This window comes from Streptomyces tibetensis (assembly GCF_007655005.1).
Lineage (GTDB): Bacteria > Actinomycetota > Actinomycetes > Streptomycetales > Streptomycetaceae > Streptomyces > Streptomyces tibetensis.
Genome location: NZ_SZVW01000021.1, coordinates 57,420 through 79,574, shown reverse-complemented (window position 1 = coordinate 79,574; position 22,155 = coordinate 57,420). Strand labels below are relative to the sequence as shown.

The following is a 22,155-nucleotide window of genomic DNA, read 5'->3' as shown; positions in this document are numbered from 1 at the left end:
AAGAGCGGGGGAGGGCCCAGGGCGCCGATGGCGCGGGCCCGTGCCTGATCACACGTGTCCGTCAGCGCGGACGCCCGTGGATCTTGTGGCTCCGCTTCGAACTTTACGTCAACTTGGCACAGATGACAGTCCCGGAAGAGTGACAAGAATCCGGCAACCCCGCTCGGATTCGGCCACTCCGATCCGGCCCCCGTGCAGGTCCACGGCCCAACGGGCGATGGCCAGGCCGAGACCCGTGCCGCCGTCGCTGCCCGGCCCCTGTGGCCGCTTGGCGCTGCCGCGGTTGAACCGCTCGAAGACGCGGTGCCACTCGGACTCCGGAATGCCGGGGCCCTCGTCCAGGACCTCCAGCTCCAGCGACTCCGGCAGCGCACCGCGCCGCGCCTTGACCGTCACCCGGCCGTGCGGCGGGCTGTGCTTGACCGCGTTGTCGATGAGATTGGCGACGACCTGGTGGATGCGCTCCGGGTCGGCGTGCGCGGTCAACTCCGGTGGATGGACGTCGAGGTGCAGATGGACGTCCGTACGGGTGTGACTGCCCGAGCCGGTGGCGATGCCCGCGCGTACGGAGGCGACCATGTTGGCCTCCTTCAGCACGCCGGACAGGTACGGCCACACCTCGAACCGCCGCTGTTTCAGCGGTACGACGCCGTTGTCCAGGCGGGACAGGTCCAGCAGCGTCTCCACCAGCCGCCCGAGGCGCTCGGTCTGCTTCAGGGCCGTGCGCATCGTCTCCGGGTCGGCCTGCGTGACGCCGTCGACGATGTTCTCCAGCACCGCGCGCAGACCCGCGATGGGCGTGCGCAGCTCGTGCGAGACATTCGCCACGAGTTCCTTGCGCTGGCTGTCCTGGGCCTCCAGCTCGTCGGCCATGGCGTTGATCGTCACGGCCAGGTCGCCCAGCTCGTCACGGCGGTTCTCCCGCGTGCGGCGGGTGTAGTCGCCCTGCGAGATGGACCGGGCCACCGCCGTCATCTCGTCCAGCGGTGCGGTGAGTGAATGGGCCACGAACTGCGTAATGAGAAGCGTGGCGATCATCGAGAAGACCGTGATGAAGCGCAGCTCCGTCTTCGTGTGCACCGCGATCACCGACAGACCTGTGGTGATCAGCACCGAGATGACGACGAGCGCGCCCAGCTTGGTCTTGATCGAGAACGGGCTCACCCCGCCCCAGGGGTTCTTCCCGGGGTTTCTCCGTGCGGCCGGCCCGCCGCTCATGGCGTCGGGGTCTCCAGGGCGTAACCCACGCCGTGCACCGTGCGGATCCGCTCGGCGCCGATCTTCCGGCGCAGGGCCTTGATGTGGCTGTCGACCGTGCGCGTACCGGAGGCGTCCGCCCAGTCCCAGACCTCGGCGAGGAGCTGCTCACGGGAGAGCACCGCGCGCGGGGTGTTGGCCAGGCACACCAGCAGGTCGAACTCGGTGGGCGTCAGGTGGACGTCCTCGCTGCGCACCCGGACCCGGCGCTGTGCGTGGTCGATCTCCAGCTCACCGAGGCGCAGGATGCCGGAGCGGGGGGTGGCCGCCGCGATGGCGGCCCGCTCCACCCGGCGCAGCAGGACGTGCACGCGCGCCGCCAGCTCCCGCATGGAGAACGGCTTGGTCATGTAGTCGTCGGCGCCGACACCGAGGCCGACCAGCATGTCGGTCTCGTCGTCGCGCGCGGTGAGCATCATCACCGGCACCGGGCGGGCGGCCTGCACGCGCCGGCAGACCTCCAGACCGTCGAAGCCGGGCAGCATGATGTCGAGGATCAGCAGGTCGGGCTGCCACGCCTCGGCCGTGTCGACCGCGGCCGGGCCGTCGCCCGCTGTTTGCACGAGGAATCCCTCGGCCCGCAGGCGGGTCGCGATGGCGTCCACGATCGTCGCGTCGTCCTCGACCACCAGGACCCGGCGCTGCGCGCCCGGAGTAGCCGTCGCCGAACCGTTGTGGGAGGTCTGTGTCTGCTCCATCGCCCGCCCCTGGGGTGTGCTTTCCGGAATCAGTGGGGTGATTCCTTCTGACTGGCTATGCCTGCGCATGGTTGCGATTGACGCTTGAATGATCGGCGTCAGGGGAGCAGCGTACGGGGAGTCAGTACGCCTTTGCTATCCAGGGCGGATGGCGAGGTGTACGACGTCCGGAACGCCCCGGGCAACCGGGATCTCTTCGGTACGCACCCGTTGGAACCCGGCATTCCGCAAGGTTTCTTCGAATTCCGGTGACGGCTGGGCGGACCAGACGGCCAGCACCCCGCCGGGTCTCAACACCCTTGCGCAGCTTGTCAGTCCGGCTTCCCGGTAGAGATGTTCGTTGCCCTCCGTGACGGTCCAGCCGGGTCCGTTGTCGATGTCGAGGCACAGGGCGTCGTACGTGTCGGATGTCTCATTGACGTGTGCGACGAGATCGGCCTCGACGATGTGCGTGCGGGGGTCCGCCAGGGCCCGGGCCGAGAGCGTGGAGAGCGGGCCGTCGCGGTGCCATTCGACGATCGCGTGCTCGCGTTCCACCACCGTGATCCGCCCCCAGCGCGGGTCAGCGGCGGCGTGCGCGAGGGAGAAGCCGACACCGAGTCCGCCGATCAGGACGTCGGGGTGGTCCCGGCCGGCCAGCGCGTCCAGCGCCGCGTCGACCAGCCGCCGCTCCGAGCGGCCGTCGGAGGTGTCCATCAGGAAACAGCCGTTGGCGATGATCTCCAGCCGGTCACCGTGCCGCCGCAGCACCACCTCACCGTGGGGGCCCTCGCGACGGTCCAGGACGTCGGGAATGTCGTAGGAGGAAGGCATGGGGGCATCCTGACAGGGGTGGAGCGTGTGGCGCCTCGCATTTCGCCGGGCCTCGCGGGGGGCCGGAGGGACGCGGGGCGGGGCTTTCGGGTTGCTGTGAATCGGCTCGCGCGTGGCGAGGGTCACAGACAGCGGAGTGTTCGGAGCGAAGGCTGGGACCTGACGGAAGGAGTGCCGGTGGTGGAACGCACCGCGCCGCCCCGCGACAGGGTCGCGCCGACGCCGACCGGCGCGCCCGACGCCGATGCGCCGCGGCTGCTGGACGGGGTGCCGCGGCAGCGGGGCCCGGGTGAGCGGGCGGTCGCGGGAGCACGGCAGCCCGGTCCGGCGGCAGGGCCCGGGCGACGACCGCGCCCCTGGGGGCTGCTGCCCCGTTTGCGCCCCTGGCGGCTGCTGCCCACCCCCACCGGTACGCCGTTCACCTTCGGATACGCACTCCTCCTCTGCCTCACCTCGCTGATCTCCGCGCACGCGAATCCCGCCCTCGTGCACGCCCTGCTCCAGGGCTCCAGCACGGATGTGACGCACCTGGTGCGCACGCCGGAGCTGGTGCTGGTCGGCAGCGCGCTGTGGGTCGCGGGCGGGGTGACCTCGCCGTTCGCCCTCGCCTTCGTGCTGGTGCTGACCGCGCTGGAACGGCGGATCGGGGGCGTGCGCACGGCCGGCGTCTTCCTGCTCGGGCACGTCCTCGCCACTCTCGCGACAGAGGTCCCGGTGGGCCTCGCGGTCCTGGCCGGGCACCTTCCCGACAGCTCCCTGCACCGCCTCGACTACGGCGTCAGCTTCGGCGTCGCCGCCGGTATCGGCGCCCTGGCCGGACTGCTGCCGCTGTGGCAGCGCCTGCCACTGCTGACCGCGTTCGGCTGGATGCTGCTCCAGGACCTGCTCGCCTACGCCGATCCGATGACGAACTGGGGACACCTCATCGCCCTGGGCATCGGGATCGCGACCTGGCCGCTGGTCCGGCGGTGGTACGAGACCGGCCTCGGGGTGGCCCGGACCTGACGGTGAGGCCTTCGGGGCCGGGGTGGCCGGGGCCTGGCCGTGAGGCGATTCGGGGCCGGGGGGGTCGGGGGCCTCGCCGTGAGGCGTTCAGGTCCGGGGTGGCCGGGGCCTGGCCGTGAGGCGATTCGGGGCCGGGGGGGTCGGGGGCCTGGCCGTGAGGCTTTCAGGTCCGGGGTGGCCGGGGCCTGGTCGTGAGGCGATTCGGGTCCGGGGTGGTCGGGGGCCTCGCCGTGAGGCTTTCAGGTCCGGGGTGGCCGGGGCCTGGTCGTGAGGCGATTCGGGGCCGGGGTGGGCGGGGGCCTGGCCGTGCGGCTTTCAGGTCCGGGGTGGCCGGGGCCTGGTCGTAAGGCGCTTCAGGCCCAGGTGACCGGGGCCCGTCAGGCCCGGGCGGAGGCCGGCGGGTCGTGCCTGGCGCTGGTCAATGTGGCCACCACGCCCCAGCCGAGTGCCTCGTAGAGCCCTCGCCCCGCGGGTGTCCCGGCCAGGACGCCGGTCCGCGCCCCCTGCCGGGCGGCGGTGTTCTGCAGCGTCCTCATGACGAGGCTGCCCAGACCCATGCGGCGGTGCCCGGGGGCGGTCTCGATCTGGTCGACGACGGCGGTCTCGCCCATCGGGGCGATCTGGCCGCGCGCCGCCAGCGACCCGTCCGGCGCGGCCACCATCAGACGGGTCACCCCGCCGCGCGACCATGCGCGCAGCCGGTAGCCGTCGGGGGCGTCCGGGGCGCCGTCCGCCGCCAGCGGGACGGTCATCAGGTAACCGGGCTCGGGGTCGATCCACCAGCTGTCGTCCAGCCAGCCGGAGACCACCTCCGGGTCCCGGAACGCCTTCAGCCACACGCCGTGCCCGGTCACCGAGCCTGCCACCTTGCGGACGGTCGTCTCGTCGAGGTCCTCGCCCGTCGCGCCGAACACGTGCCGCGTGACGTGCCCGTACATGCCCATGTCGATCGTCCAGCCCCAGGGCTCCGTCAGGGGCGGGGCCGCCCCGCGCGACACGACCCAGCCGTTCACCCATGCCTGCACGGTTCCGTCCATGCACTCCCCCTGTAATGACTGACATCGCGATTCATCTATTACTGACCGGGAGCTTACGTGCCCTCCCGTCCCCGGTGTCACAGGTGATCGCTGACAGCGAACAGCGACCGGGGAACATCCGGCCCCGCCCAAGCATTGAGTCGGCATAGCTCAACTTGACTGCCGAAGGGGAGATCATGGCTTCGACGTCCACACCGCTCACCCTGCCCGTGCTGCCGCTCGACGAGGAGGTCGTGCTGCCCGGGATGGTGGTCCCGCTGGACCTGAGCGATTCCGAGGTCCGTGCCGCGGTGGAGGCCGCCCAGGCCGCTGCCCGGTCAACGCCCGGAAAGCCCCGGGTACTCCTGGTGCCACGCATCGACGGGACCTACGCGAACACCGGTGTCCTCGGCACCGTCGAGCAGGTCGGCCGGCTGGCCGACGGCGACCCGGGCGCGCTGATCCGCGGCCGGGGGCGGGTGCGCATCGGCGCGGGGACCACGGGCCCCGGGGCCGCCCTCTGGGTGGAAGGCACCCAGGTCGACGAGACCGTGCCGGAGCCCCTGCCCGGGCATCTCGCCGAACTGGTGAAGGAATACAAGGCCCTCGCCACCGCCTGGCTGCGCAAGCGCGGCGCCTGGCAGGTCGTCGACCGGGTCCAGGCCATCGACGACGTCTCGGCGCTGGCCGACAACTCCGGCTACTCGCCGTTCCTGACCACCGACCAGAAGGTCGCACTGCTGGAGACCGCCGACCCGGTGGCCCGGCTGAAGCTCGCCACCCAGCAGCTGCGCGACCACCTCGCCGAGCAGGACGTGGCCGAGTCGATCGCCAAGGACGTCCAGGAGGGCGTCGACAAGCAGCAGCGCGAGTTCCTGCTGCGCCGTCAGCTGGACGCCGTGCGCAAGGAGCTGCGCGAGCTGGGCGGCGAGCAGGAGGGCGAGGAGTCCGACGACTACCGCACCCGCGTGGAGGCCGCCGACCTGCCCGAGAAGGTCCGCGAGGCCGCGCTCAAGGAGGTCGACAAGCTGGAGCGCTCCTCCGACCAGTCGCCCGAGGGCTCCTGGATCCGCACCTGGCTCGACACGGTCCTGGAGATGCCGTGGAACGAACGCACCGAGGACGCCTACGACATCCAGGGCGCCCAGGCCGTCCTCGACGCCGAGCACTCCGGCCTGGAGGACGTGAAGGAGCGGATCACCGAGTACCTGGCGGTGCGCAAGCGGCGTACCGCCAGGGGGCTGGGCGTGGTCGGCGGGCGGCGCGGCGGTGCCGTGCTCGCGCTCGTCGGGCCTCCCGGCGTCGGCAAGACCAGCCTGGGCGAGTCCGTCGCCCACGCCATGGGCCGCAAGTTCGTCCGCGTCGCTCTCGGTGGCGTCCGCGACGAGGCCGAGGTCCGCGGCCACCGGCGTACGTACGTCGGCGCGCTGCCGGGCCGGATCGTCCGGGCCATCAAGGAGGCCGGCTCGATGAACCCGGTCGTGCTGCTCGACGAGATCGACAAGGTGGGCTCGGACTTCCGGGGCGACCCGGCCGCCGCCCTCCTCGAAGTGCTCGACCCGGCGCAGAACCACACCTTCCGGGACCACTACCTGGAGGTCGAGCTGGACCTGTCCGACGTCGTCTTCCTCGCCACCGCCAACGTCCTGGAGGCGATCCCGGAGGCCCTGGCCGACCGGATGGAGATCGTCCGCCTGGACGGCTACACCGAGGACGAGAAGGTCGTCATCGCCCGTGACCACCTGCTCCCGCGCCAGCTGGAGCGGGCCGGGCTCGGCGAGGACGAGGTGACCATCGACGAGGGCGCGCTGCGCAAGCTCGCCGGTGAGTACACCCGCGAGGCGGGCGTGCGCACCCTGGAGCGGTCCGTCGCACGGCTGCTGCGCAGGGTCGCCGCCCAGCACGAACTGGGCGAGCGGAAGCTGCCCTTCACCGTCCGGGACGAGGACCTGCGCGATCTGATCGGCCGGCCGCACCACGTGCCCGAGTCCGCCCAGGACCCGGCCGAGCGGCGGACGTCCGTCCCCGGCGTGGCGACCGGCCTCGCGGTGACGGGAGCGGGCGGTGACGTCCTGTACGTCGAGGCGTCCCTGGCCGACCCGGAGACGGGCGCGGCCGGACTGACCCTGACCGGTCAGCTGGGCGACGTGATGAAGGAGTCCGCGCAGATCGCGCTGAGCTTCCTGCGCTCCCACGGAGCCGAGCTGGAACTGCCGGTGGGCGACCTGAAGGACCGGGGCGTGCACATCCACTTCCCGGCGGGGGCGGTGCCCAAGGACGGCCCGAGCGCCGGCGTCACGATGACGACGGCCCTCGCGTCCCTGCTGTCCGGCCGGCTGGTCCGTACGGACGTGGCGATGACCGGCGAGGTCTCGCTGACCGGGCGGGTCCTGCCGATCGGCGGTGTGAAGCAGAAGCTGCTCGCCGCGCACCGGGCGGGTGTCACCACGGTGATCATCCCCAAGCGCAACGAGCCCGACCTGGACGACGTCCCGGCGGAGGTGCTGGACAAGCTCGACGTCCACGCCGTCACCGACGTCCGCCAGGTCCTGGAGCTGGCGCTCGCGCCCGCCACCGCGGGTGCCACGCCGGAGGTTCCGGTCGCGGCGTGACGGACGTGACCGGATAGAGGGAGGCCCGGGTTCCCCCTGCGGGAGGCCCGGGCCTTCACCGTGTGGTGGCCCTGTGGACACGGACGCCCTGACCTGCGGAATACTTGCCGAACTGCGGTGAGCACGGCAGGTGGCGGAAAATCCAGGTACCGGAACTCTCACGGCCGGGCGACGACCGAGGCAGGGGCTGACGTGCACGAGGGCGGCAACGACGACGGACACCGCGACGCCGGTGTGGCCGGAACCGGTGTGGATCAGCCCGCCTTCCTGGCGCTGGAGCGCGAACTGACCGTGCTGCTGCGGCGCGCCCGGGCCAGCCAGGGCGAGATGGCCCGCGAGGTCCACCCCGACCTGGAGTCGTCCGCGTACGGCCTGCTCGTGCGGCTGGACGAGTACGGGAAGCAGCGGGCCACGGAGCTGGCCGCCTACATCGGGGTCGGCAAGGCGACGATGTCCCGCCAGCTGCGCGCCCTGGAGGAACTCGGGCTGGTCGCGCGCGAGCCCGACCCCGCCGACGGACGCGCCTGGCTCGTCGCCCTCACCCAGGAGGGCCACGACCGCGTCCGCCGGGTCCGGGAGGCCCGCCGCGCGCGCTACGCCGGTCGCCTGGCCGACTGGGACTCCCGCGAGGTCACGGAACTGGCCCGGCTGCTGAACCAGCTCAACCGCGGCATGGAGAAGTAGGCCCCGGCTCAGAAGCACGCCCCGGACGAGACGCACGCCCCGGATGAGAAGCACGCCCCGGTCGAGAAACAGGCCTCGGTCCAGAGGCACGCCCCGGACGAGAAGCACGCCGCGGCCCAGGAGCACGCCCCGGATGAGAACCACGCCCCGGTCGCGGCCGCCCGGAAAGCGGGCAGCCGCCTAGAACTCGACGAACACCGCCGTCGCGTCGTCGTGCCTCTTGCTCCTGCCCAGGAACGTCGTGGCGGCGTCCGACCGCTCCAGTGTCCGGACGCGGTCGACCAGGGCCTGGGGCCCCTCCGTGCGGATCAGGTGGAAGCAGTCCGTCCAGTCACCCTCCTCGAACCGTTCGACCCAGCGGGTCGCGCCGTCCGTCAGCGCGGCCAGGGCGCGGACCTCGTGACGGGGCACGGTTCCGGTCACCGACCGGGCCGCCACCGAGGGGTCGGCGGCAGCCGTGAAGAAGCCGCCCTCCATGTTGCGGAACGTGGAGTCCACCAGCGCGTCCGTGGCGAGCGCCGAGCGGGGGAGCAGGGCCAGCCGGTCGTCGAGGAGGGGCGTCACCACGCCGTCCGGCGACTCAAGGAGCAGAGCCGAGTCGGACAGGACCAGATACTCCACCGTGTCCGGATTCCATCGGGCGACGACCACCGTGGCCTGAGGGGTTCGAGGGTGAGAAAGGTCACAGGTTGCGGCGTGCGCCTCGGAGGTACGCGCGATGGCGCGGGACAAGGCGTCGACCAGGGGGACATCCGGGAGTGAAACGGTCAGTTCGGTCAGTGCTCCACCGAGGCGTGCGGTGAACCAGGGAACGGAATGCAGACAGCCCGTCCCGGTTCTCGGCGGCGTGACCCCGTCCAGGACGACGACCGAACCGCCCTGCCCCGAGGCCGGTAGCCCGACAGCGGCGAAGTCCTCGTTGGGGCGGTCGGCGTCTCCCGGTTCCGAGGCGAGTTCAGTACGCATCCAGCCAGTCTGCACGAGCCCTTCACAACGTCCGCAAGGGACTGGCAACGGTTGCCGGATCGGCGCAGCCGCGCAGGTCAGACGCCGGGTTTGGGATGGAATGATTTGTTCCGGGAAGGCGTGGTGGCGAATACTGCCACCGGCCGTCGCCGTCGTCCAACCGGCGTGCCGCACAAGGTCGCTGCAAGGGTCTGCGGAACTTGCCCCTCAACTCCCGTCCGGGGTTCACTCCTTCGGGTGGCGGGTCAGGTGATGCGCGTGCGCTGCCCACCGGCGCTGGGAGGGTCGGGAAGTGTACCGGGAGTACGCACCAGTTGACGGAGCGTCATCCGGGCCCAAGGGTTCACGAGTCAGGAATGCGAGCACCGGTGCAGAAGACGCGGCCTCGTCGCACAGGCAAGCAGAAGGCCCCCGTTCAGGGCGCTGAGCCGACGCCCCCCACCGGCACGGGCCGCCCCACGCACGTACGCAACCGGCTGATCGTGGCCGTGGCCGTGGTCGCCGCGGCCATCGCCGGTGCCGGCACCCCGTCCGTCCTGGCCGCCTCCGGGCAGCTCCACGACTCCCAGGAACTGGTGACCCTCGCGGAGCAGACGCAGGACGCGCTCGCCCTCGCACACTCCCTCGCCGACGAACGGGACGACGTCACCTCCTACATCGCGGCCGGGCGCCCCAAGACCAAGGCGCCCTCCGAGCAGCGCAGCGCCCGGGTGGACCGGCAGGTCGAGGAGCTGCGCTCCGACACCGACACGCCCGCCTCGCTCCGCTCGGACCTCGACGGCATAGCGGCCGTGCGCAGGGCGGCGCTCACCGGCAAGAGCAGCGCCCTCGAAGCGCACCAGGCGTACTCCCGCGCCATCACCGAACTCCACAACCTGGCCGAGCAGCTGGCGCAGCAGACCCCGCCGCGCGCCGGTGCCGGCGGTTACGCGCTGGCCGAGCTGGACTCCGCCGTCCAGCAGGCCGCCGCGGCCCGCGGGCTGCTGCTCGCCGCGCTCAGCGTGCCGCGCAGCACGAGCGCGGTCATCGACCCCGTCACCGGCCTGCCGACCGAGACCTCCACCTCCTCGGACGCCGACACCCGGCAGCGTGACGCCCTCAGCGCCGCCGCACAGCAGGCCCGGCTGCGCTCCGACGCGGCCCTGGCCGACTTCCGCGGCAGCGCGCCCAAGCCGGCCCGCGCCTCCTTCGACTCCACGGTCACCGGCACCGAGGTCAACTCCGCCGACAAGTACCTCGCCACCCTGACCGACCAGCCGACGTTCTCCCGCACCGACCTCGCCACCAGCACCAAGAAGCTGGACGCGGCCCTGTCCGCCCGCGTCGACCTGATGCGCGGCGTGGAGTCGGCCCTCTACGACCGGCGCACCAAGGACCTCGAGGCGCTGCGCGACGACGACGTCACCGCGCTGGAGATCCGCATCGCCGTCCTCGGCGCCCTCATGCTGCTCGCCGTCGGCGTCGCCACGGGCATGGCCCGCAGCCTCACCCGCCCGCTCGCGGTCCTGCGGCTGGGGTCCAAGCGCCTCGCCGAGGCCGACGACCCGGCGGCCGAGGAGCCGGTGAAGTTCACCGGCCGCAACGACGAGTTCGCCCAGGCCGTCCGCTCCGTCAACGCCCTGCACGCCCACGCGGCCGCCCTCACCGAGCGGATCGCCACGCTGGAGTCCGACCGCAAGCACCTGGTCGGGCAGCGCCAGAAGATGGCCGACGCGCGCGAGGAACTGCGCGGCGAACTCGCCGAGTCCGCCGCCCACCTGGAGCGGTTGCGCACCGCCATCGGCGGGACGTTCGTCAACCTCGCCCTGCGCACCCTCGGCCTGGTCGAGCGGCAACTGGCCGTCATCGAGAACCTGGAGGAGCGCGAGCAGGACCCGGACCGGCTCGCCACGCTGTTCAAGCTCGACCACTTCGCCACGGTCATGCGCCGGCACAGCGAGAACCTGCTGGTCCTGGCCGGCACCGAGCACGTCCAGCACACCGCCGGGCCCGTGCCGCTGGTGGACGTCGTCCGTGCCGCGGTCAGCGAGATCGAGCGCTACGAGCGGGTCCGGATCGCCGCGCTGCCGCCGCACGCGCACATCGCCGGGTTCGCCGCGGACGACCTGTCCCATCTGCTGGCCGAACTCATGGAGAACGCCACCTCGTTCTCCCCGCCCGACCTGCCCGTCGAGATCTCCGGCTGGCTGCTGGAGAACGGCGAGGTCATGCTGTCCGTCCAGGACGAGGGCATCGGCATGACCGAGGAGCGGCTGGAGCGCCTCAACTCCCGCCTGGCCGACTTCGACCCCGAGGCGCCCTACGACCAGGAGGGCGAGGACGGTCTCGGCCTCGGCCTGTACGTCGTGGCCCGGCTCGCCCACCGCCACGGCGTGCGCGTCCAGTTGCGCGAGCAGAAGCAGGGCGGTGTCGCGGCGGTCGTCGTCCTGCCGCGCACGCTCCTCGCCGCCTCCCCGCCCGTGGCCGTACCGACCTCAGGCCCCCTCACCGGAACGGCCCACTCCTACTCCTTCCCGGGCGCCGACGCCGAGGCCAACTCCAACGTCCTGCACGGACGCGCCTCCGGCGACGACCCGCTGGTGGCCCTGGCGGAGAAGGCGGTCCAGCGGGGCGAAGCCGCCGAGATCACCACCGCCGCCCAGCACCCGGAACCGGCAGGGGAGCCGGAACCGGCCGAGGCGTCCGACGCGCCCAAGGCGCCGGAGACGCCGGTGGCGGCGGCCCCGCCGGCATCCGTCGAGCCGCCGGCATCCGTCGAGCCGCCGGTATCCGCCGAGCCGACGGCGCCCGGTGAGCCGACGGCGCACGCCGAGTCGGAGGCAGACGCCGACCCGGACGAGACCGCCGCGCCCGTGGAATCCCCCGCGGAGACCACGATGGAGCTGCTGATCCCGGCGCAGACGGGGGAGTCGGACCCGACGGGGCGCGGACCCGCGGTCGACAGTGCCGAGACCGGCCCGCACGAGCGGCACGCTCCCGAGGTCGCTTCCCGTACGGGCGAGACCGGCCCGCACGAGCGGCCCGCGCCCGACGTCGCTCCACGCGCGGGCGAGACCGGCCCGTACGGTCAGCCCGCTCCCGAAGGCGGGGCCCACACGGGTGGCGTGGACCGGGACGAGAGCCCGGAGCACGAGCGCGCGCCCGATGAGGAGGAGGACCGCGTCACCGACAAGGGCCTCCCCAAGCGCACTCCGAAGATCACCGCACAGACCACCGCCCCGCGACAGCGCAGCGGCTCCGTCGACGCCGAAGCCCTGCGTCGCCGCCTCGGCGGCTTCCGCCAGGGCGCACAGGCGGGGTACCGCGACGTGGAGGCGGAGATCGCCGAGGGGACGGCCTCGCACCAGCGGCCGGCCACCGGCACAGCACGACCAGCTGGATCCGAAGAATCCACGGGGGGCACAGTCGAGGAGGCAAGCAGTTGACCGCTCCCAGTACCTTCGGACTGATCGGACTGAGCAGTGAGGCCCGCAACCTGCACTGGCTGCTGACCAACCTCGTCGAGGAGGTACCCGGCATCCTCTCGGTCGCGGTCGTCTCGTCCGACGGACTGCTTCTGCTCTCCTCCGACGACCACCGCAACAAGGAGGCGCGGGACGCCCTGCAGGCCCGCGGAACCAAGCGCACCGGCCCGCGCGGCTCCGCTGCCGACCTGGCCACCATCGTCTCCGGCATCGGCAGCCTCACCATCGGCGCCGCCCGGCTGATGGACTTCGGCGGCGTCCGGCACACGATGATCGCGATGGACGAGGGCAGCCTGTTCGTGATGTCCATCAGCGACGGCTCGCTGCTCGGCGTCCACGGCTCCGCGGACTGCGACATGAGCGTGGTGGCGTACCACATGGCCCTGTTCGTCGGCCGCGCCGGTCACGTCCTGACCCCGGAACTCCGCAGCGAGCTCCGGAAGTCCCTGGAGGATTCCCAGACGACGGGGAGTGCCCGATGAGCAGTACGCCGAAGCAGCACCTCCCGGTCCGCGGCGGTGACCGCAAACCCGCCCGGGTCCGCCCCTACTCGCTCACCGGCGGCCGCACCCGGTTCGGCCACGTCCTCCTCGTGGAGACGTTCGTGGCGAGCACGGCCGCGCTGGACGCCCCGGAGGAGCGCAGGGAACTGACGAACGGCCACCTCTCCACCCGGGTCATGCCGGAACTGAGGGCCATCGTCGAACTGTGCCGCCGGATGCGTACGGTGGCCGAGATCGCCGCGCTGCTGAAGATGCCGCTCGGCGTGGTCCGCGTGCTCCTGAGCGACCTCGCGGACCAGGGAAAGATCCGTGTGTACGGAACGGGCACCGGCCATGGCACGGGCCGCCCGGACCGGGCTCTGCTGGAAAGGGTGCTGAGTGGACTCCGTCGTCTCTGACGCCGCTCACGGCGTCTCCAATTCCTCCCCGCTCGTCCAGCCGGACGACAGCATGCACGCGTGGGAGACGGACCGCACTCGTGCCCCCATAGCCACGAAGATCGTGGTGGCGGGTGGCTTCGGCGTGGGCAAGACCACGCTGGTCACCGCCGTCTCGGAGATCACGCCCCTGCAGACCGAGGCGCTGATGACCGAGGCGAGCGAGGCGACCGACGACCTCACCGCCACGCCGGGCAAGTCCACCACCACGGTCGCCATGGACTTCGGGCGCATCACGCTCGACGACGACCTGGTGCTCTACCTGTTCGGCACGCCGGGCCAGCAGCGGTTCTGGTTCATGTGGGACGACATCGTGCGCGGCGCGATCGGCGCGGTCGTGCTGGCGGACACCCGCCGCCTGAAGGACTGCTTCCCGGTCCTGGACTACTTCGAGAGCTCCGGACTGCCGTACGTGGTCGCGGTCAACCACTTCGACGGCAGTGAGCTGTTCGAGCCGGAGGATGTGCGGGAGGCCCTGACCATCCCGCGACACATACCTGTCATGATCATGGACGCGCGTCGCCGGATCTCCGTGATCGAGACCCTCCTGGCCCTGGTGGGCCACGCGCTCGACGAAACCCCCGAGTAGAGGACAGCCCCGCATGCGGAAGATACTCGTCGTCGGAGCCGGTCAGTCCGGGCTCCAGATCGCTCTCGGCCTCCAGTCACAGGGGTACGAGGTCACCCTGATGTCCAACCGGACGGCGGACGAGATCCGCACCGGCCGGGTCATGTCCACGCAGTGCATGTTCCACACGGCCCTGCAGCACGAGCGCGATCTCCAGCTGAACTTCTGGGAGTCCCAGGCCCCGAAGATCGAAGGACTCGGCGTCTCGGTCGCCGCCCCCGGCTCCTGGGCCGAAGGCCCTGCCGCCCGTGCCATCGACTGGCTGGGCAGGCTCGACGGATACGCCCAGTCCGTCGACCAGCGCGTGAAGATGGCCGGCTGGATGGAGACGTTCGCCCAGCGCGGCGGCCAGCTCGTCATCCACGGCGCGGCCGTCGGCGACCTCGACTACTTCTCCCGCACCTACGACCTGGTGCTTGTCGCGGCAGGCAAGGGTGAGCTGGTCCAGATGTTCGGCCGCGACGCCGAGCGCTCCCCCTACAGCGAGCCGCAGCGCGCGCTGGCCGTGTCGTACGTCCACGGCCTGGGCCCTCGCCCCGAGCACCCGGGCACCGAGGCGGTCCGCTGCAACCTCGTGCCGGGCGTCGGCGAACTGTTCGTCATGCCGACCCTGACCACCTCCGGCCGCGCCGACATCCTGTTCTGGGAGGGCATACCCGGCGGTCCGCTCGACGCCTTCAACGGCGTGAAGGACCCCGCGGAGCACCTCTCCCTGACCCTGGAACTCATGGAGCGGTACGTCCCCTGGGAGTACGCGCGGGCCACCAAGGTCGAACTGACCGACGCCGGCGGCACCCTGGCCGGCCGCTACGCCCCCACCGTCCGCAACCCGATCGGCCGCCTCCCCGGCGGCGGGCTCGTGCTCGGAGTGGCGGACGTCGTCGTGGCCAACGACCCCATCACCGGACAGGGCTCCAACTCGGCGTCCAAGTGCGCGGCCGCCTACCTCGCCTCGATCGTCGAGCACGGCGACAAGCCGTTCGACGAGGAGTGGATGCGGGCGACCTTCGACCGCTACTGGAACACGGCCCAGCACGTCACCAAGTGGACCAACGCGATGCTCGCGCCGCCGCCGGAGCACATCCTGAACCTCATCGGCGCCGCCGGTGAGCTCCAGCCGGTCGCCGACCGCTTCGCAGGCGGCTTCGACAACCCGGCCGACTTCGAGAACTTCTTCTACGACCCGGACAAGACGCAGGCCTACCTGGCCGAGGTGTCCGGCGCGGGCGCCGCGTAACCGTCGTAGCCCTCGTCGGACCCGTCCGTCGCACCCTCGGGGAGCTCCGGCGGCTCGTAACGCCGCAGGGGCTCCCCGGCCGGGTCCGGCCGTACGGCACCCAGGACCGGGTTGGCCGCGATCGGTGACGCCTTCACCTTCGCGCCCGGACGGGGCGCATGGACGACCATGCCGTCGCCGAGGTAGAGCGCCACGTGCGTGGCCTTCGTGAAGTACACGACCAGGTCGCCGGGGCGCAGTCGGTCCAGCGGGATCCGCTCCAGCTGCTTCCACTGCTCCTGGCTGGTCCGGGGGACGGGCGTCCCGGCCTCGGCCCACGCCTGCGAGGTCAGCCCCGAGCAGTCGTACGTGCGCGGGCCCTCCGCGCCCCACTCGTACGGCTTGCCGAGCTGTCGCACGGCGTAGCGCACGGCCCGGCGGCCCTCGGCGGACGGGGCGCGGCCGGTGTTGCCGCTCCAGCGGCTGCCTCTGTTCTTGCCGTTCTCGCTGCCGTCGCCGTTCTCACTGCTGTTGCCGTTCTCGCCGTTCTCGCCGTTTTCGCTGCTGTCGCCGCTGCCACCGTCGTCCATGTCGCCCGGGCTGTCTTCGCTGCCCAGCGCGCCCGACGCGATGAACTCCGACTGTGCCTTCTCGATGCCCTTCCGCTCCAACTCGGCCAGCGTGGTGAGCTGTTCACGGCTGAGGGAGGCGAGCAGTTTCTCGACGTCGTGGAGGCGGGTGCGGACCTCGTCCCGTTCTTTCCTGCGCCGCTCGGTGAGGGCGAGCTGCCGGTCGAGGGCGCCGCGGGCCTTGCGAGCCAGTTCGTGGGCCTTGTGCTCGTTGCCGGTCAGCCGGGTGATGGTGCCGGCCCGTTCCTGCGCGAGCCGGCCGATCACATGGCCCTGGTCGATCGCGTGCTGCGGATCGCGGGCCAGGAGCAGGTGGACGTAGGGGGAGAGGTCGGTGCTGCTCTGGTACTGCTGCCGGGCCAGTCGGCCGGCCTCGCCCCGGCTGTCGTGCAAGGAGAGCCGGGCGCGAGCGAGGGCGCGGTCCAGACGGTCGGTCTCGGCGCGCTGCTTCGTCAGCTTCTCCTCGGTGGCGTTGTAGGCCTCGGTGGCCTCCTCGGCCTTCCGGTACAGCCCCTGAAGATCCGTCAGGAGGTCCGCGACCTTGCGCTGTTCCTTGTCCGGCTCGGGTACGGCCGCGGCCTGGACGGGCGCCAGGACGGGTACCAGGGCGGTTCCGGCCGCCGTCGCCGCGATGCAGACCAGACGCAGCAGCTTTCCTGACATGCCATCACCTCCGCTACGGGGGCGGCGTGGTGCCGCCGGACACCGTGAGGATCAGGCGGTTGCGTGCGCCGCGCGCGGTGGGTGTGCGCGGTTCGGCTCAACGGGGTCACCCGTCGGCGTCGTCCGGCTTGCCGGGCGGCGTGGCGGCTGGCTTCGACCAGGGCCAGTTGAGCCGGCGGGGCGGGACGCCCTCGGGGGCGTACGCGTACTTCCAGCGGTGGGACAGGCCGATCTTGCCCGGTCCTCGCGGCACGCGGCGGTAGACGAGCACGGCGTCCGGTCCGCCGTCGGGGTCCGGGACGGGGATGCGGTACGTCTTGGGCGGGTGGCCGGTGATGCCCAGGAGGACGGGCAGGAGCCTGCCGTCCATGGGGCCGCCCTCGAAGGGGGTGTCTTCGCTTCTCACGGGATCAGTGTCAGGGATTCTCCGCGAGCGCCCGGACCAGGGCGTCGGTCTGCGGGTCGCGGCGGGCGGTCACCGACAGCATCGCCACGAACTGCTCGACGAGCCAGTCGCGGAGCTCCCCGGCGGGGGGCTGCTTGTCCTCGTCGAGCCAGATGAGCGACGACGCCTCCACGGCCGTGATCCACATGCGGATGGTCATGCGCAGGCCGGGACCGGGGCCGGTGACGCCCAGGTGGCTGACGATGTGCTCGGCGGCGACACGGCGTACACCGTCGACGATGGCGGTGGTGCGGGACGTCTCCACGACGCTGCCGCCCTGGAGGAGGGCGCTGAAGCCGGTGTCGTGCTGGTCGACGAAGGCGAGGTAGCGGTCGAGGGCACGGGACAGACGGGGCAGGAGCGGGCCCTCGCGGGGTTCGTCGAAGCAGTGCTGGAGCTCGTCGGCGGCGGAGCGCAGGGCGGCCTCGTAGAGCTGCTGCTTGCCGCCCGGGAAGTACCGGTACACCAGCGGTCGCGAGACCCCGGCCGCCTCCGCCACGTCGTCGAGGGACACCTCCTCCGGGGCGCGGTGGGCGAAGAGGTCCAGCGCCGAGGCGAGGAGCTGACTACGGCGTTCCTCGACGCTGAGTCGCCGGTAGGCGGGGGTGGGGGCGGCTGGTGTCATGCCTCGCAGGGTAATCGGGGTGCCGGGGTGTGCGCCCCTACGCCAGCAGCCCCGACGACTTCCACAGGCGTCGGCCGACCCCGCGCAGTACGCCGATGTCGTCCAGGAAGTCGGTCAGGCGCCTGGAGCCGTTCTGCATGACCTCCCGGCGGTGGCCGCTCGCGCGGACCTGGGCGAGGGCCTCCCGCTTGTCCAGGCCCACGTTCGTGTAGACGTCCGGGTTCACGAAGGCCACCGAGAAGACGCGGGCGAACTCGCCGGAGGTGACGCGGGTGAACTCCCGCGACCACTTGGGGGCCGTCACCATCTGGCGGCGGAGTTCCTCGCGGGCGTAGCGGACGTGCCGGGCCTCCTCCACGACGTGGATGCGGGTGACGCCGCGGACCAGGGTCTGTACCCGCTCGTCGGGGAACGTCAGCCGCTGCATCCAGTCCAGGACCTCCTCGCCCAGCAGGGTCGCCGTGAAGGAACCCGGCGTGGTCGAGATGGTCTTGAACAGCCGGCCCAGCTGCTGGTGGGCGCGGCTGACCGGGTACCAGGGCGTGTCGCCGTGGGAGATCAGCCGGGCGAACATCTTGGAGTGGCGGCACTCGTCCTCGATCTCCGTGAGTGCGTAGCGCACGTGCGCGCTCGTCGCCGCTTTGTCGTAGATGTGCCGGACCAGCAGCTGCATCAGGATGATCTCGAACCAGATGCCGAGGGAGGCCAGGGCCGCCGCCTCGTGCTGGGAGAGCAGGAGCCGCTGCTCCTCGCCCATCCGCTTCCACAGCGGGGTGTCGTAGAGCGAGACCAGCTCCGGTGGCCAGAACCACTTGCCCTCCTCGAAGGGCGCGTCCCAGTCCAGTTCCTTGTCGGGGTCGAAGGAGTGCTTGGCGGAGGAGTCGAGCAGCCGCTGGGCCACCTGCTCCCGGTCCTTCAGCAGGCCGAGGGCATCGCGCAGGCCGTCGAGCGCGTCGGCTTCCGTCAGGGTCGTCATGGCTGCCCACCTCGTTGTGCACACGTCACTGATGCCCTTATGAGACTGCTTGTCAGCAAGCTCGTCAATCCCCTGCGTGCCACTTGTTGACCCGGTGTCTACCTAGAGCGCGCAGCCGAGCCCCTCCGGCACCTCGCCGATCAGCGGCTCCGCCCCCTGCGGCGGGAACTGCGTACGCAGGGTGAAGGCGTACGGCGTCGGGCCGTGCGTGCGCAGGTGCAGCACACGAGACTCCGCCTCGGCGACCGTGGGGCGGTGACCCGGCGGGACCCACCAGAGGGCGACCATGGCCTCCTGCACCCGTTCGAACCACTCGCGGCGGCGTGCGAGCATCTCCCGGTGCCGGCCTTGGTACATGTACGCCGTCAGGGCGTCGGTGTCGCGCCACACCGACATGTTGATGATCAGCCAGGAGTCACCGAAGACGGGCACGTCCGTGGCGTCGTCGCCGCCCTCGCCCTGCAGGCGCCAGACGAATCCGTCGGCGTCGTCCGCGTCCGCGTTCACCGGGTCGAGGCTGTCGACGAAGTCCTTCAGCTGCGGGGAGTCCAGAGGGGCCTTGAGGCGGCCGAGGTTGACCTGGGCGAGTTCGTACGCGGTGGGTTCGGTCATGGACCGAACGGTAGGTCGGGGTCTCCCGGCCCCGGTAGCCCCGTCTCATCAACCGGGCAGTGCTCAGGGCGACTTGAGCACCGCCTCCATCACCGCCCGCGCGATCGGGGCCGCGTCGCCGCCCCCGCTGATGTCCCCGCGCTTCGCCTCCGCGTCCTCCATGACGACCGCGACCGCCACCCTCGGCAGCAGGTCGCCCTCTCCCTGTGCCCAGGAGATGAACCAGGCGTACGGGATACCGGAGTTGCCGAGGCCGTGCTGGGCGGTGCCGGTCTTGCCGCCGACCTGGGCGCCGCGGATGGCGGCTTTGCGTCCGCCGCCGTACTCGACCACATCCCGCATCATCGCCCGCAACAGGCCGGCGGTGGACGGGTACATCGCCTGGCGGATCGGCCGCGAACCGGCCGCCGCGAGGGTGCTGCCGCCCGGCCGGGTCGTGCGCTCCACCAGGTAGGGGTCCCGTACCTGGCCGCCGTTCGCCACGGCCGCCGCGACCATCGCCATCTGCAGCGGTGTGGCGCGGGTGTTGTACTGGCCGATCGACGACAGGGCGAGTTGAGCCTCGTCGAGGGTGGTGTCGAACGTGGACCGGGCCACCGGGAAGGGGACCCTCAGCTCCCCGTTGTTGAAGCCGAAGGCCTGCGCCGAGGCCGTCATGTCCGCCGCGCCCACCTCCACGCCGAGCTTGGCGAACACCGTGTTGCAGGAGAAGGTGAAGGCCTCCCGGACAGAGGCGTCCGCGCAGCCCTTCGACGCGTTCGTCAGGCGCGTGCGCGTTCCGGGCAGCCGGTAGGGGGCGGGGGAGTCGGTCGGGGCGTCGAGGTCCGTGACCACACCCGAGTCCAGCGCGGCGGCTGCGGTGACGACCTTGAACGTCGAGCCCGGCGGATAGGTCTGCCGCACCGCCCGGTTGAGCATCGGCTTGTCCTTGTCCGCGGTGAGCCGCCGCCAGGCCCGGGCCGCCGCCGAGCCGTTGCCGGAGAGCGGCTGGGGGTCGTAGGACGGGGCGGACACCAGGGCCAGGATCCGGCCGGTCGACGGCTCCAGCGCCGCCACCGCGCCCTTGTGGCCCGAGAGCCCCCGGTACGCGGCCTCCTGGGCGGCCGGGTTAAGCGTCGTGACCACGTCCCCGCCCGCGTTGCGCGCCCGCGTGAAGTCGTTCCACAGCGGGAACGGCGCGAGCATCGGATCCGCGCCGGACAGCACGCCGTCCTCGCTGCTCTCCAGCAGCGTCGTCCCGTACAGCTGGGAGGCGAAGCCGGTGACCGGGGCGTACATCGGGCCGTCCGTGTAGATCCGTTCGTAACGAAGGTGCTCGCGGGTGTCCCGGGAACCGGTGACAGGGCGCCCACCGACCCAGATGTCCCCGCGCGGCTGCTCGTAGCGGGCGATGTCGGGGCGCCGGTTGGCCGGATTGCGGTCGTACGACGGTGCCTGGACGACCTGGACGCGGGCGGCGTTCACCAGCAGGGCCACCAGCAGCAGCGCGCAGAAGTACTGGGCGTGCCGGATGTGCCGGGTCATGGGACGTCCTGTTCGTCGCGACTGCGCCGGGCCGAGTCGCTCACCCGGACCAGCAGCGCCACGATCGCCCAGTTGGTGACCACCGACGAGCCGCCCTGCGCCAGGAACGGCATCGCCATGCCGGTCAGCGGGATCAGCCCGGTCACCCCGCCCGCGATCACGAACACCTGGAGTGCCACCAGCGAGGCGAGGCCGACCGCGAGCAGCCGTCCGAAAGGCTCACGCTGCGCGATCCCCGCACGAAAGCCGCGCTCCACCAGCAGGCCGTAGAGGAGGAAGACGGCGCCGATGCCGGCCAGGCCGAGTTCCTCGCCCGCGGTGGCCAGGATGAAGTCCGACTTCACGGCGAAGCCGATGAGGAAGGAGTGCCCGAGTCCGAGGCCCGTGCCGAGCATGCCGCCCTCCGCGAAGGCGAACAGCGACTGGGCGAGCTGGTTGGCGCCCTCGCCGGCCTCGATCGAGGCGAAGGGGTGCAGCCAGGTCTCGATCCTGCTGTGTACGTGCGGTTCCAGCCGGCCCACGGCGACCGCCCCCAGCGCCGCCAGCAGCAGGCCGACCGCGATCCAGCCGGTGCGGCCGGTGGCCACGTAGAGCAGCACCACGAACAGGCCGAAGAACAGCAGCGAGGTGCCGAGGTCGCGTTCCAGGATCAGCACCCCCACGCTCACCAGCCAGACGGCGACGATGGGGCCGAGCACGCGGCCCGTGGGGAGCTGGAGCTTCCAGACGCGGCGGCCGGTGTAGGCCAGCGCGTTGCGGTTCGCCGCCAGGTACGCGGCGAAGAACACCGCCAGCAGTACCTTCGCGAACTCGCCCGGCTGGATGGAGAACCCGGCGATCCGGATCCAGATGCGGGCCCCGTTCACCGCCGGGAACAGGATCGGCAGCGTGAGCAGGACCAGGGCCGCGACCACGCAGACGTACGTGTAGCGCTGGAGCACCCGGTGGTCGCGCAGCAGCAGACCGACCAGGATGAACAGCGCCACGCCCAGCGTCGACCACACCAGCTGGGCCGGTGCCGCCCGGTCGCCCGGGGTCTCCAGGTCGAGCCGGTAGATCAGCACCAGGCCCAGCCCGTTCAGCAGCACCCCGATCGGGAGGAGCAGGGGGTCGGCGTACGGGGCCCGCAGACGTACCGTCAGATGGGCCATCAGCGCCAGTACGCCGAGGCCGGCGCCGTAGCCGGCGGCACCGGGCGGCAGCGTTCCGTACCGGGCGAGGCCGACGGCGCAGTAGCCGTACACCGACAGCAGGACGGCCAGCACGATGAGGGCGAGCTCGATGCCCCGGCGCCGGGGGAGGCGGCGGACGGCGGGTGCGGGCGGGTCCGCCGTCACCACGGTGATTCCGGCCTTACTCATGTCCGGAATCTACCCAAGTAG

At 71.8% G+C, this 22,155-nt stretch carries 20 protein-coding genes; 8 read left to right on the top strand and 12 right to left on the bottom strand.

Features of this window, described 5'->3' with window-relative positions; genetic code table 11:
- Nucleotides 1-108: 108 nt before the first annotated feature.
- From FDO69_RS31585 to FDO69_RS31575, 3 genes are all read right to left on the bottom strand, one after another.
- A complete protein-coding gene (locus FDO69_RS31585; RefSeq protein ID WP_104784863.1) occupies nt 109-1,218 on the bottom strand; it encodes a HAMP domain-containing sensor histidine kinase in 1,110 nt (369 codons plus the stop codon).
- Nucleotides 1,215-1,955, bottom strand: coding sequence for a response regulator transcription factor (locus tag FDO69_RS31580; protein WP_030851757.1), 741 nt, complete (start codon nt 1,953-1,955; stop codon nt 1,215-1,217). The genes FDO69_RS31585 and FDO69_RS31580 overlap by 4 nt, the downstream gene beginning before the upstream one ends.
- A 135-nt stretch (nt 1,956-2,090) precedes the next feature.
- The gene (locus FDO69_RS31575; RefSeq protein ID WP_104784860.1) at nt 2,091-2,768 is read right to left on the bottom strand and encodes a spermine/spermidine synthase domain-containing protein; all 678 of its coding nucleotides are present in this window, start codon (nt 2,766-2,768) and stop codon (nt 2,091-2,093) included.
- A gap of 180 nt (nt 2,769-2,948) precedes the next feature.
- On the opposite strand from FDO69_RS31575, the gene FDO69_RS31570 reads away from it, so the two are divergent.
- Nucleotides 2,949-3,773, top strand: a complete 825-nt coding sequence (locus FDO69_RS31570) for a rhomboid-like protein (protein WP_104785074.1) — start codon at nt 2,949-2,951, stop codon at nt 3,771-3,773.
- 377 nt (nt 3,774-4,150) lie between these two features.
- Here FDO69_RS31570 and FDO69_RS31565 read toward each other — a convergent pair whose 3' ends face one another.
- Complete coding sequence (locus tag FDO69_RS31565; RefSeq protein WP_104784857.1) at nt 4,151-4,810, bottom strand: GNAT family N-acetyltransferase; 660 nt, start codon at nt 4,808-4,810, stop codon at nt 4,151-4,153.
- Nucleotides 4,811-4,986: 176 nt separating this feature from the next.
- Here FDO69_RS31565 and lon point away from each other — a divergent pair, with 176 nt between their 5' ends.
- Both lon and FDO69_RS31555 read left to right on the top strand, forming a co-directional pair.
- Nucleotides 4,987-7,401 (top strand): endopeptidase La, encoded by a 2,415-nt coding sequence (gene lon / locus FDO69_RS31560; protein ID WP_104784854.1) that lies wholly within the window; start codon nt 4,987-4,989, stop codon nt 7,399-7,401.
- A 192-nt stretch (nt 7,402-7,593) separates the two neighbouring features.
- Nucleotides 7,594-8,085 (top strand): MarR family winged helix-turn-helix transcriptional regulator, encoded by a 492-nt coding sequence (locus FDO69_RS31555; protein WP_104784851.1) that lies wholly within the window; start codon nt 7,594-7,596, stop codon nt 8,083-8,085.
- A 180-nt stretch (nt 8,086-8,265) separates the two neighbouring features.
- Here FDO69_RS31555 and FDO69_RS31550 read toward each other — a convergent pair whose 3' ends face one another.
- Nucleotides 8,266-9,051 (bottom strand): protein phosphatase 2C domain-containing protein, encoded by a 786-nt coding sequence (locus FDO69_RS31550; RefSeq protein WP_104784848.1) that lies wholly within the window; start codon nt 9,049-9,051, stop codon nt 8,266-8,268.
- 368 nt (nt 9,052-9,419) lie between these two features.
- Between FDO69_RS31550 and FDO69_RS31545 the strand changes: the two genes are divergently transcribed.
- Genes FDO69_RS31545 through FDO69_RS31525 form a run of 5 tightly spaced genes read left to right on the top strand, consistent with a single transcriptional unit; the run spans nt 9,420 to nt 15,320 of the window.
- A complete protein-coding gene (locus FDO69_RS31545) occupies nt 9,420-12,476 on the top strand; it encodes a sensor histidine kinase (protein ID WP_170320968.1) in 3,057 nt (1,018 codons plus the stop codon).
- Nucleotides 12,473-12,997, top strand: a complete 525-nt coding sequence (locus FDO69_RS31540; RefSeq protein ID WP_104784845.1) for a roadblock/LC7 domain-containing protein — start codon at nt 12,473-12,475, stop codon at nt 12,995-12,997. Before FDO69_RS31545 ends, FDO69_RS31540 begins: the two co-directional genes overlap by 4 nt.
- Nucleotides 12,994-13,416, top strand: coding sequence for a DUF742 domain-containing protein (locus FDO69_RS31535; RefSeq protein WP_104784842.1), 423 nt, complete (start codon nt 12,994-12,996; stop codon nt 13,414-13,416). Before FDO69_RS31540 ends, FDO69_RS31535 begins: the two co-directional genes overlap by 4 nt.
- The gene (locus tag FDO69_RS31530) at nt 13,397-14,044 is read left to right on the top strand and encodes a GTP-binding protein (protein ID WP_104784839.1); all 648 of its coding nucleotides are present in this window, start codon (nt 13,397-13,399) and stop codon (nt 14,042-14,044) included. The genes FDO69_RS31535 and FDO69_RS31530 overlap by 20 nt, the downstream gene beginning before the upstream one ends.
- 13 nt (nt 14,045-14,057) lie before the next feature.
- Nucleotides 14,058-15,320 carry a styrene monooxygenase/indole monooxygenase family protein gene (locus FDO69_RS31525; RefSeq protein WP_104784836.1) on the top strand — a complete coding sequence of 421 codons (1,263 nt, stop codon included), beginning with the start codon at nt 14,058-14,060 and terminating at the stop codon, nt 15,318-15,320.
- On the opposite strand, the gene FDO69_RS31520 is transcribed toward FDO69_RS31525, so the two are convergent.
- The 7 genes from FDO69_RS31520 to FDO69_RS31490 all read right to left on the bottom strand — a co-directional run bounded on the left by FDO69_RS31520 (nt 15,284) and on the right by FDO69_RS31490 (nt 22,134).
- Nucleotides 15,284-16,591, bottom strand: a complete 1,308-nt coding sequence (locus tag FDO69_RS31520) for a C40 family peptidase (RefSeq protein ID WP_104784834.1) — start codon at nt 16,589-16,591, stop codon at nt 15,284-15,286. The genes FDO69_RS31525 and FDO69_RS31520 overlap by 37 nt on opposite strands.
- Before the next feature lie 106 nt (nt 16,592-16,697).
- Nucleotides 16,698-16,997 carry a hypothetical protein gene (locus FDO69_RS31515; protein ID WP_104784832.1) on the bottom strand — a complete coding sequence of 100 codons (300 nt, stop codon included), beginning with the start codon at nt 16,995-16,997 and terminating at the stop codon, nt 16,698-16,700.
- Nucleotides 16,998-17,007: 10 nt separating this feature from the next.
- Complete coding sequence (locus FDO69_RS31510; RefSeq protein ID WP_104784829.1) at nt 17,008-17,661, bottom strand: TetR/AcrR family transcriptional regulator; 654 nt, start codon at nt 17,659-17,661, stop codon at nt 17,008-17,010.
- A gap of 37 nt (nt 17,662-17,698) precedes the next feature.
- Complete coding sequence (locus tag FDO69_RS31505; protein ID WP_104784826.1) at nt 17,699-18,637, bottom strand: AurF N-oxygenase family protein; 939 nt, start codon at nt 18,635-18,637, stop codon at nt 17,699-17,701.
- Nucleotides 18,638-18,739: 102 nt separating this feature from the next.
- Nucleotides 18,740-19,249, bottom strand: coding sequence for a DUF3291 domain-containing protein (locus tag FDO69_RS31500; protein ID WP_104784823.1), 510 nt, complete (start codon nt 19,247-19,249; stop codon nt 18,740-18,742).
- Nucleotides 19,250-19,312: 63 nt separating this feature from the next.
- Complete coding sequence (locus tag FDO69_RS31495; protein ID WP_104784820.1) at nt 19,313-20,773, bottom strand: penicillin-binding transpeptidase domain-containing protein; 1,461 nt, start codon at nt 20,771-20,773, stop codon at nt 19,313-19,315.
- The gene (locus tag FDO69_RS31490) at nt 20,770-22,134 is read right to left on the bottom strand and encodes an FtsW/RodA/SpoVE family cell cycle protein (RefSeq protein ID WP_104784818.1); all 1,365 of its coding nucleotides are present in this window, start codon (nt 22,132-22,134) and stop codon (nt 20,770-20,772) included. The genes FDO69_RS31495 and FDO69_RS31490 overlap by 4 nt, the downstream gene beginning before the upstream one ends.
- Nucleotides 22,135-22,155: the final 21 nt, after the last annotated feature.

Excerpts from the sequence above, each read along its gene's own strand:
- FDO69_RS31585 (WP_104784863.1), bottom strand. The coding sequence starts at position 1,218 with ATGAGCGGCGGGCCGGCCGCACGGAGAAACCCCGGGAAGAACCCCTGG.
- FDO69_RS31580 (WP_030851757.1), bottom strand. The coding sequence starts at position 1,955 with ATGGAGCAGACACAGACCTCCCACAACGGTTCGGCGACGGCTACTCCG.
- FDO69_RS31575 (WP_104784860.1), bottom strand. The coding sequence starts at position 2,768 with ATGCCTTCCTCCTACGACATTCCCGACGTCCTGGACCGTCGCGAGGGC.
- FDO69_RS31565 (WP_104784857.1), bottom strand. The coding sequence starts at position 4,810 with ATGGACGGAACCGTGCAGGCATGGGTGAACGGCTGGGTCGTGTCGCGC.
- lon (WP_104784854.1), top strand. The coding sequence starts at position 4,987 with ATGGCTTCGACGTCCACACCGCTCACCCTGCCCGTGCTGCCGCTCGAC.
- FDO69_RS31550 (WP_104784848.1), bottom strand. The coding sequence starts at position 9,051 with ATGCGTACTGAACTCGCCTCGGAACCGGGAGACGCCGACCGCCCCAAC.
- FDO69_RS31535 (WP_104784842.1), top strand. The coding sequence starts at position 12,994 with ATGAGCAGTACGCCGAAGCAGCACCTCCCGGTCCGCGGCGGTGACCGC.
- FDO69_RS31525 (WP_104784836.1), top strand. The coding sequence starts at position 14,058 with ATGCGGAAGATACTCGTCGTCGGAGCCGGTCAGTCCGGGCTCCAGATC.
- FDO69_RS31520 (WP_104784834.1), bottom strand. The coding sequence starts at position 16,591 with ATGTCAGGAAAGCTGCTGCGTCTGGTCTGCATCGCGGCGACGGCGGCC.
- FDO69_RS31510 (WP_104784829.1), bottom strand. The coding sequence starts at position 17,661 with ATGACACCAGCCGCCCCCACCCCCGCCTACCGGCGACTCAGCGTCGAG.
- FDO69_RS31505 (WP_104784826.1), bottom strand. The coding sequence starts at position 18,637 with ATGACGACCCTGACGGAAGCCGACGCGCTCGACGGCCTGCGCGATGCC.
- FDO69_RS31500 (WP_104784823.1), bottom strand. The coding sequence starts at position 19,249 with ATGACCGAACCCACCGCGTACGAACTCGCCCAGGTCAACCTCGGCCGC.
- FDO69_RS31495 (WP_104784820.1), bottom strand. The coding sequence starts at position 20,773 with ATGACCCGGCACATCCGGCACGCCCAGTACTTCTGCGCGCTGCTGCTG.
- FDO69_RS31490 (WP_104784818.1), bottom strand. The coding sequence starts at position 22,134 with ATGAGTAAGGCCGGAATCACCGTGGTGACGGCGGACCCGCCCGCACCC.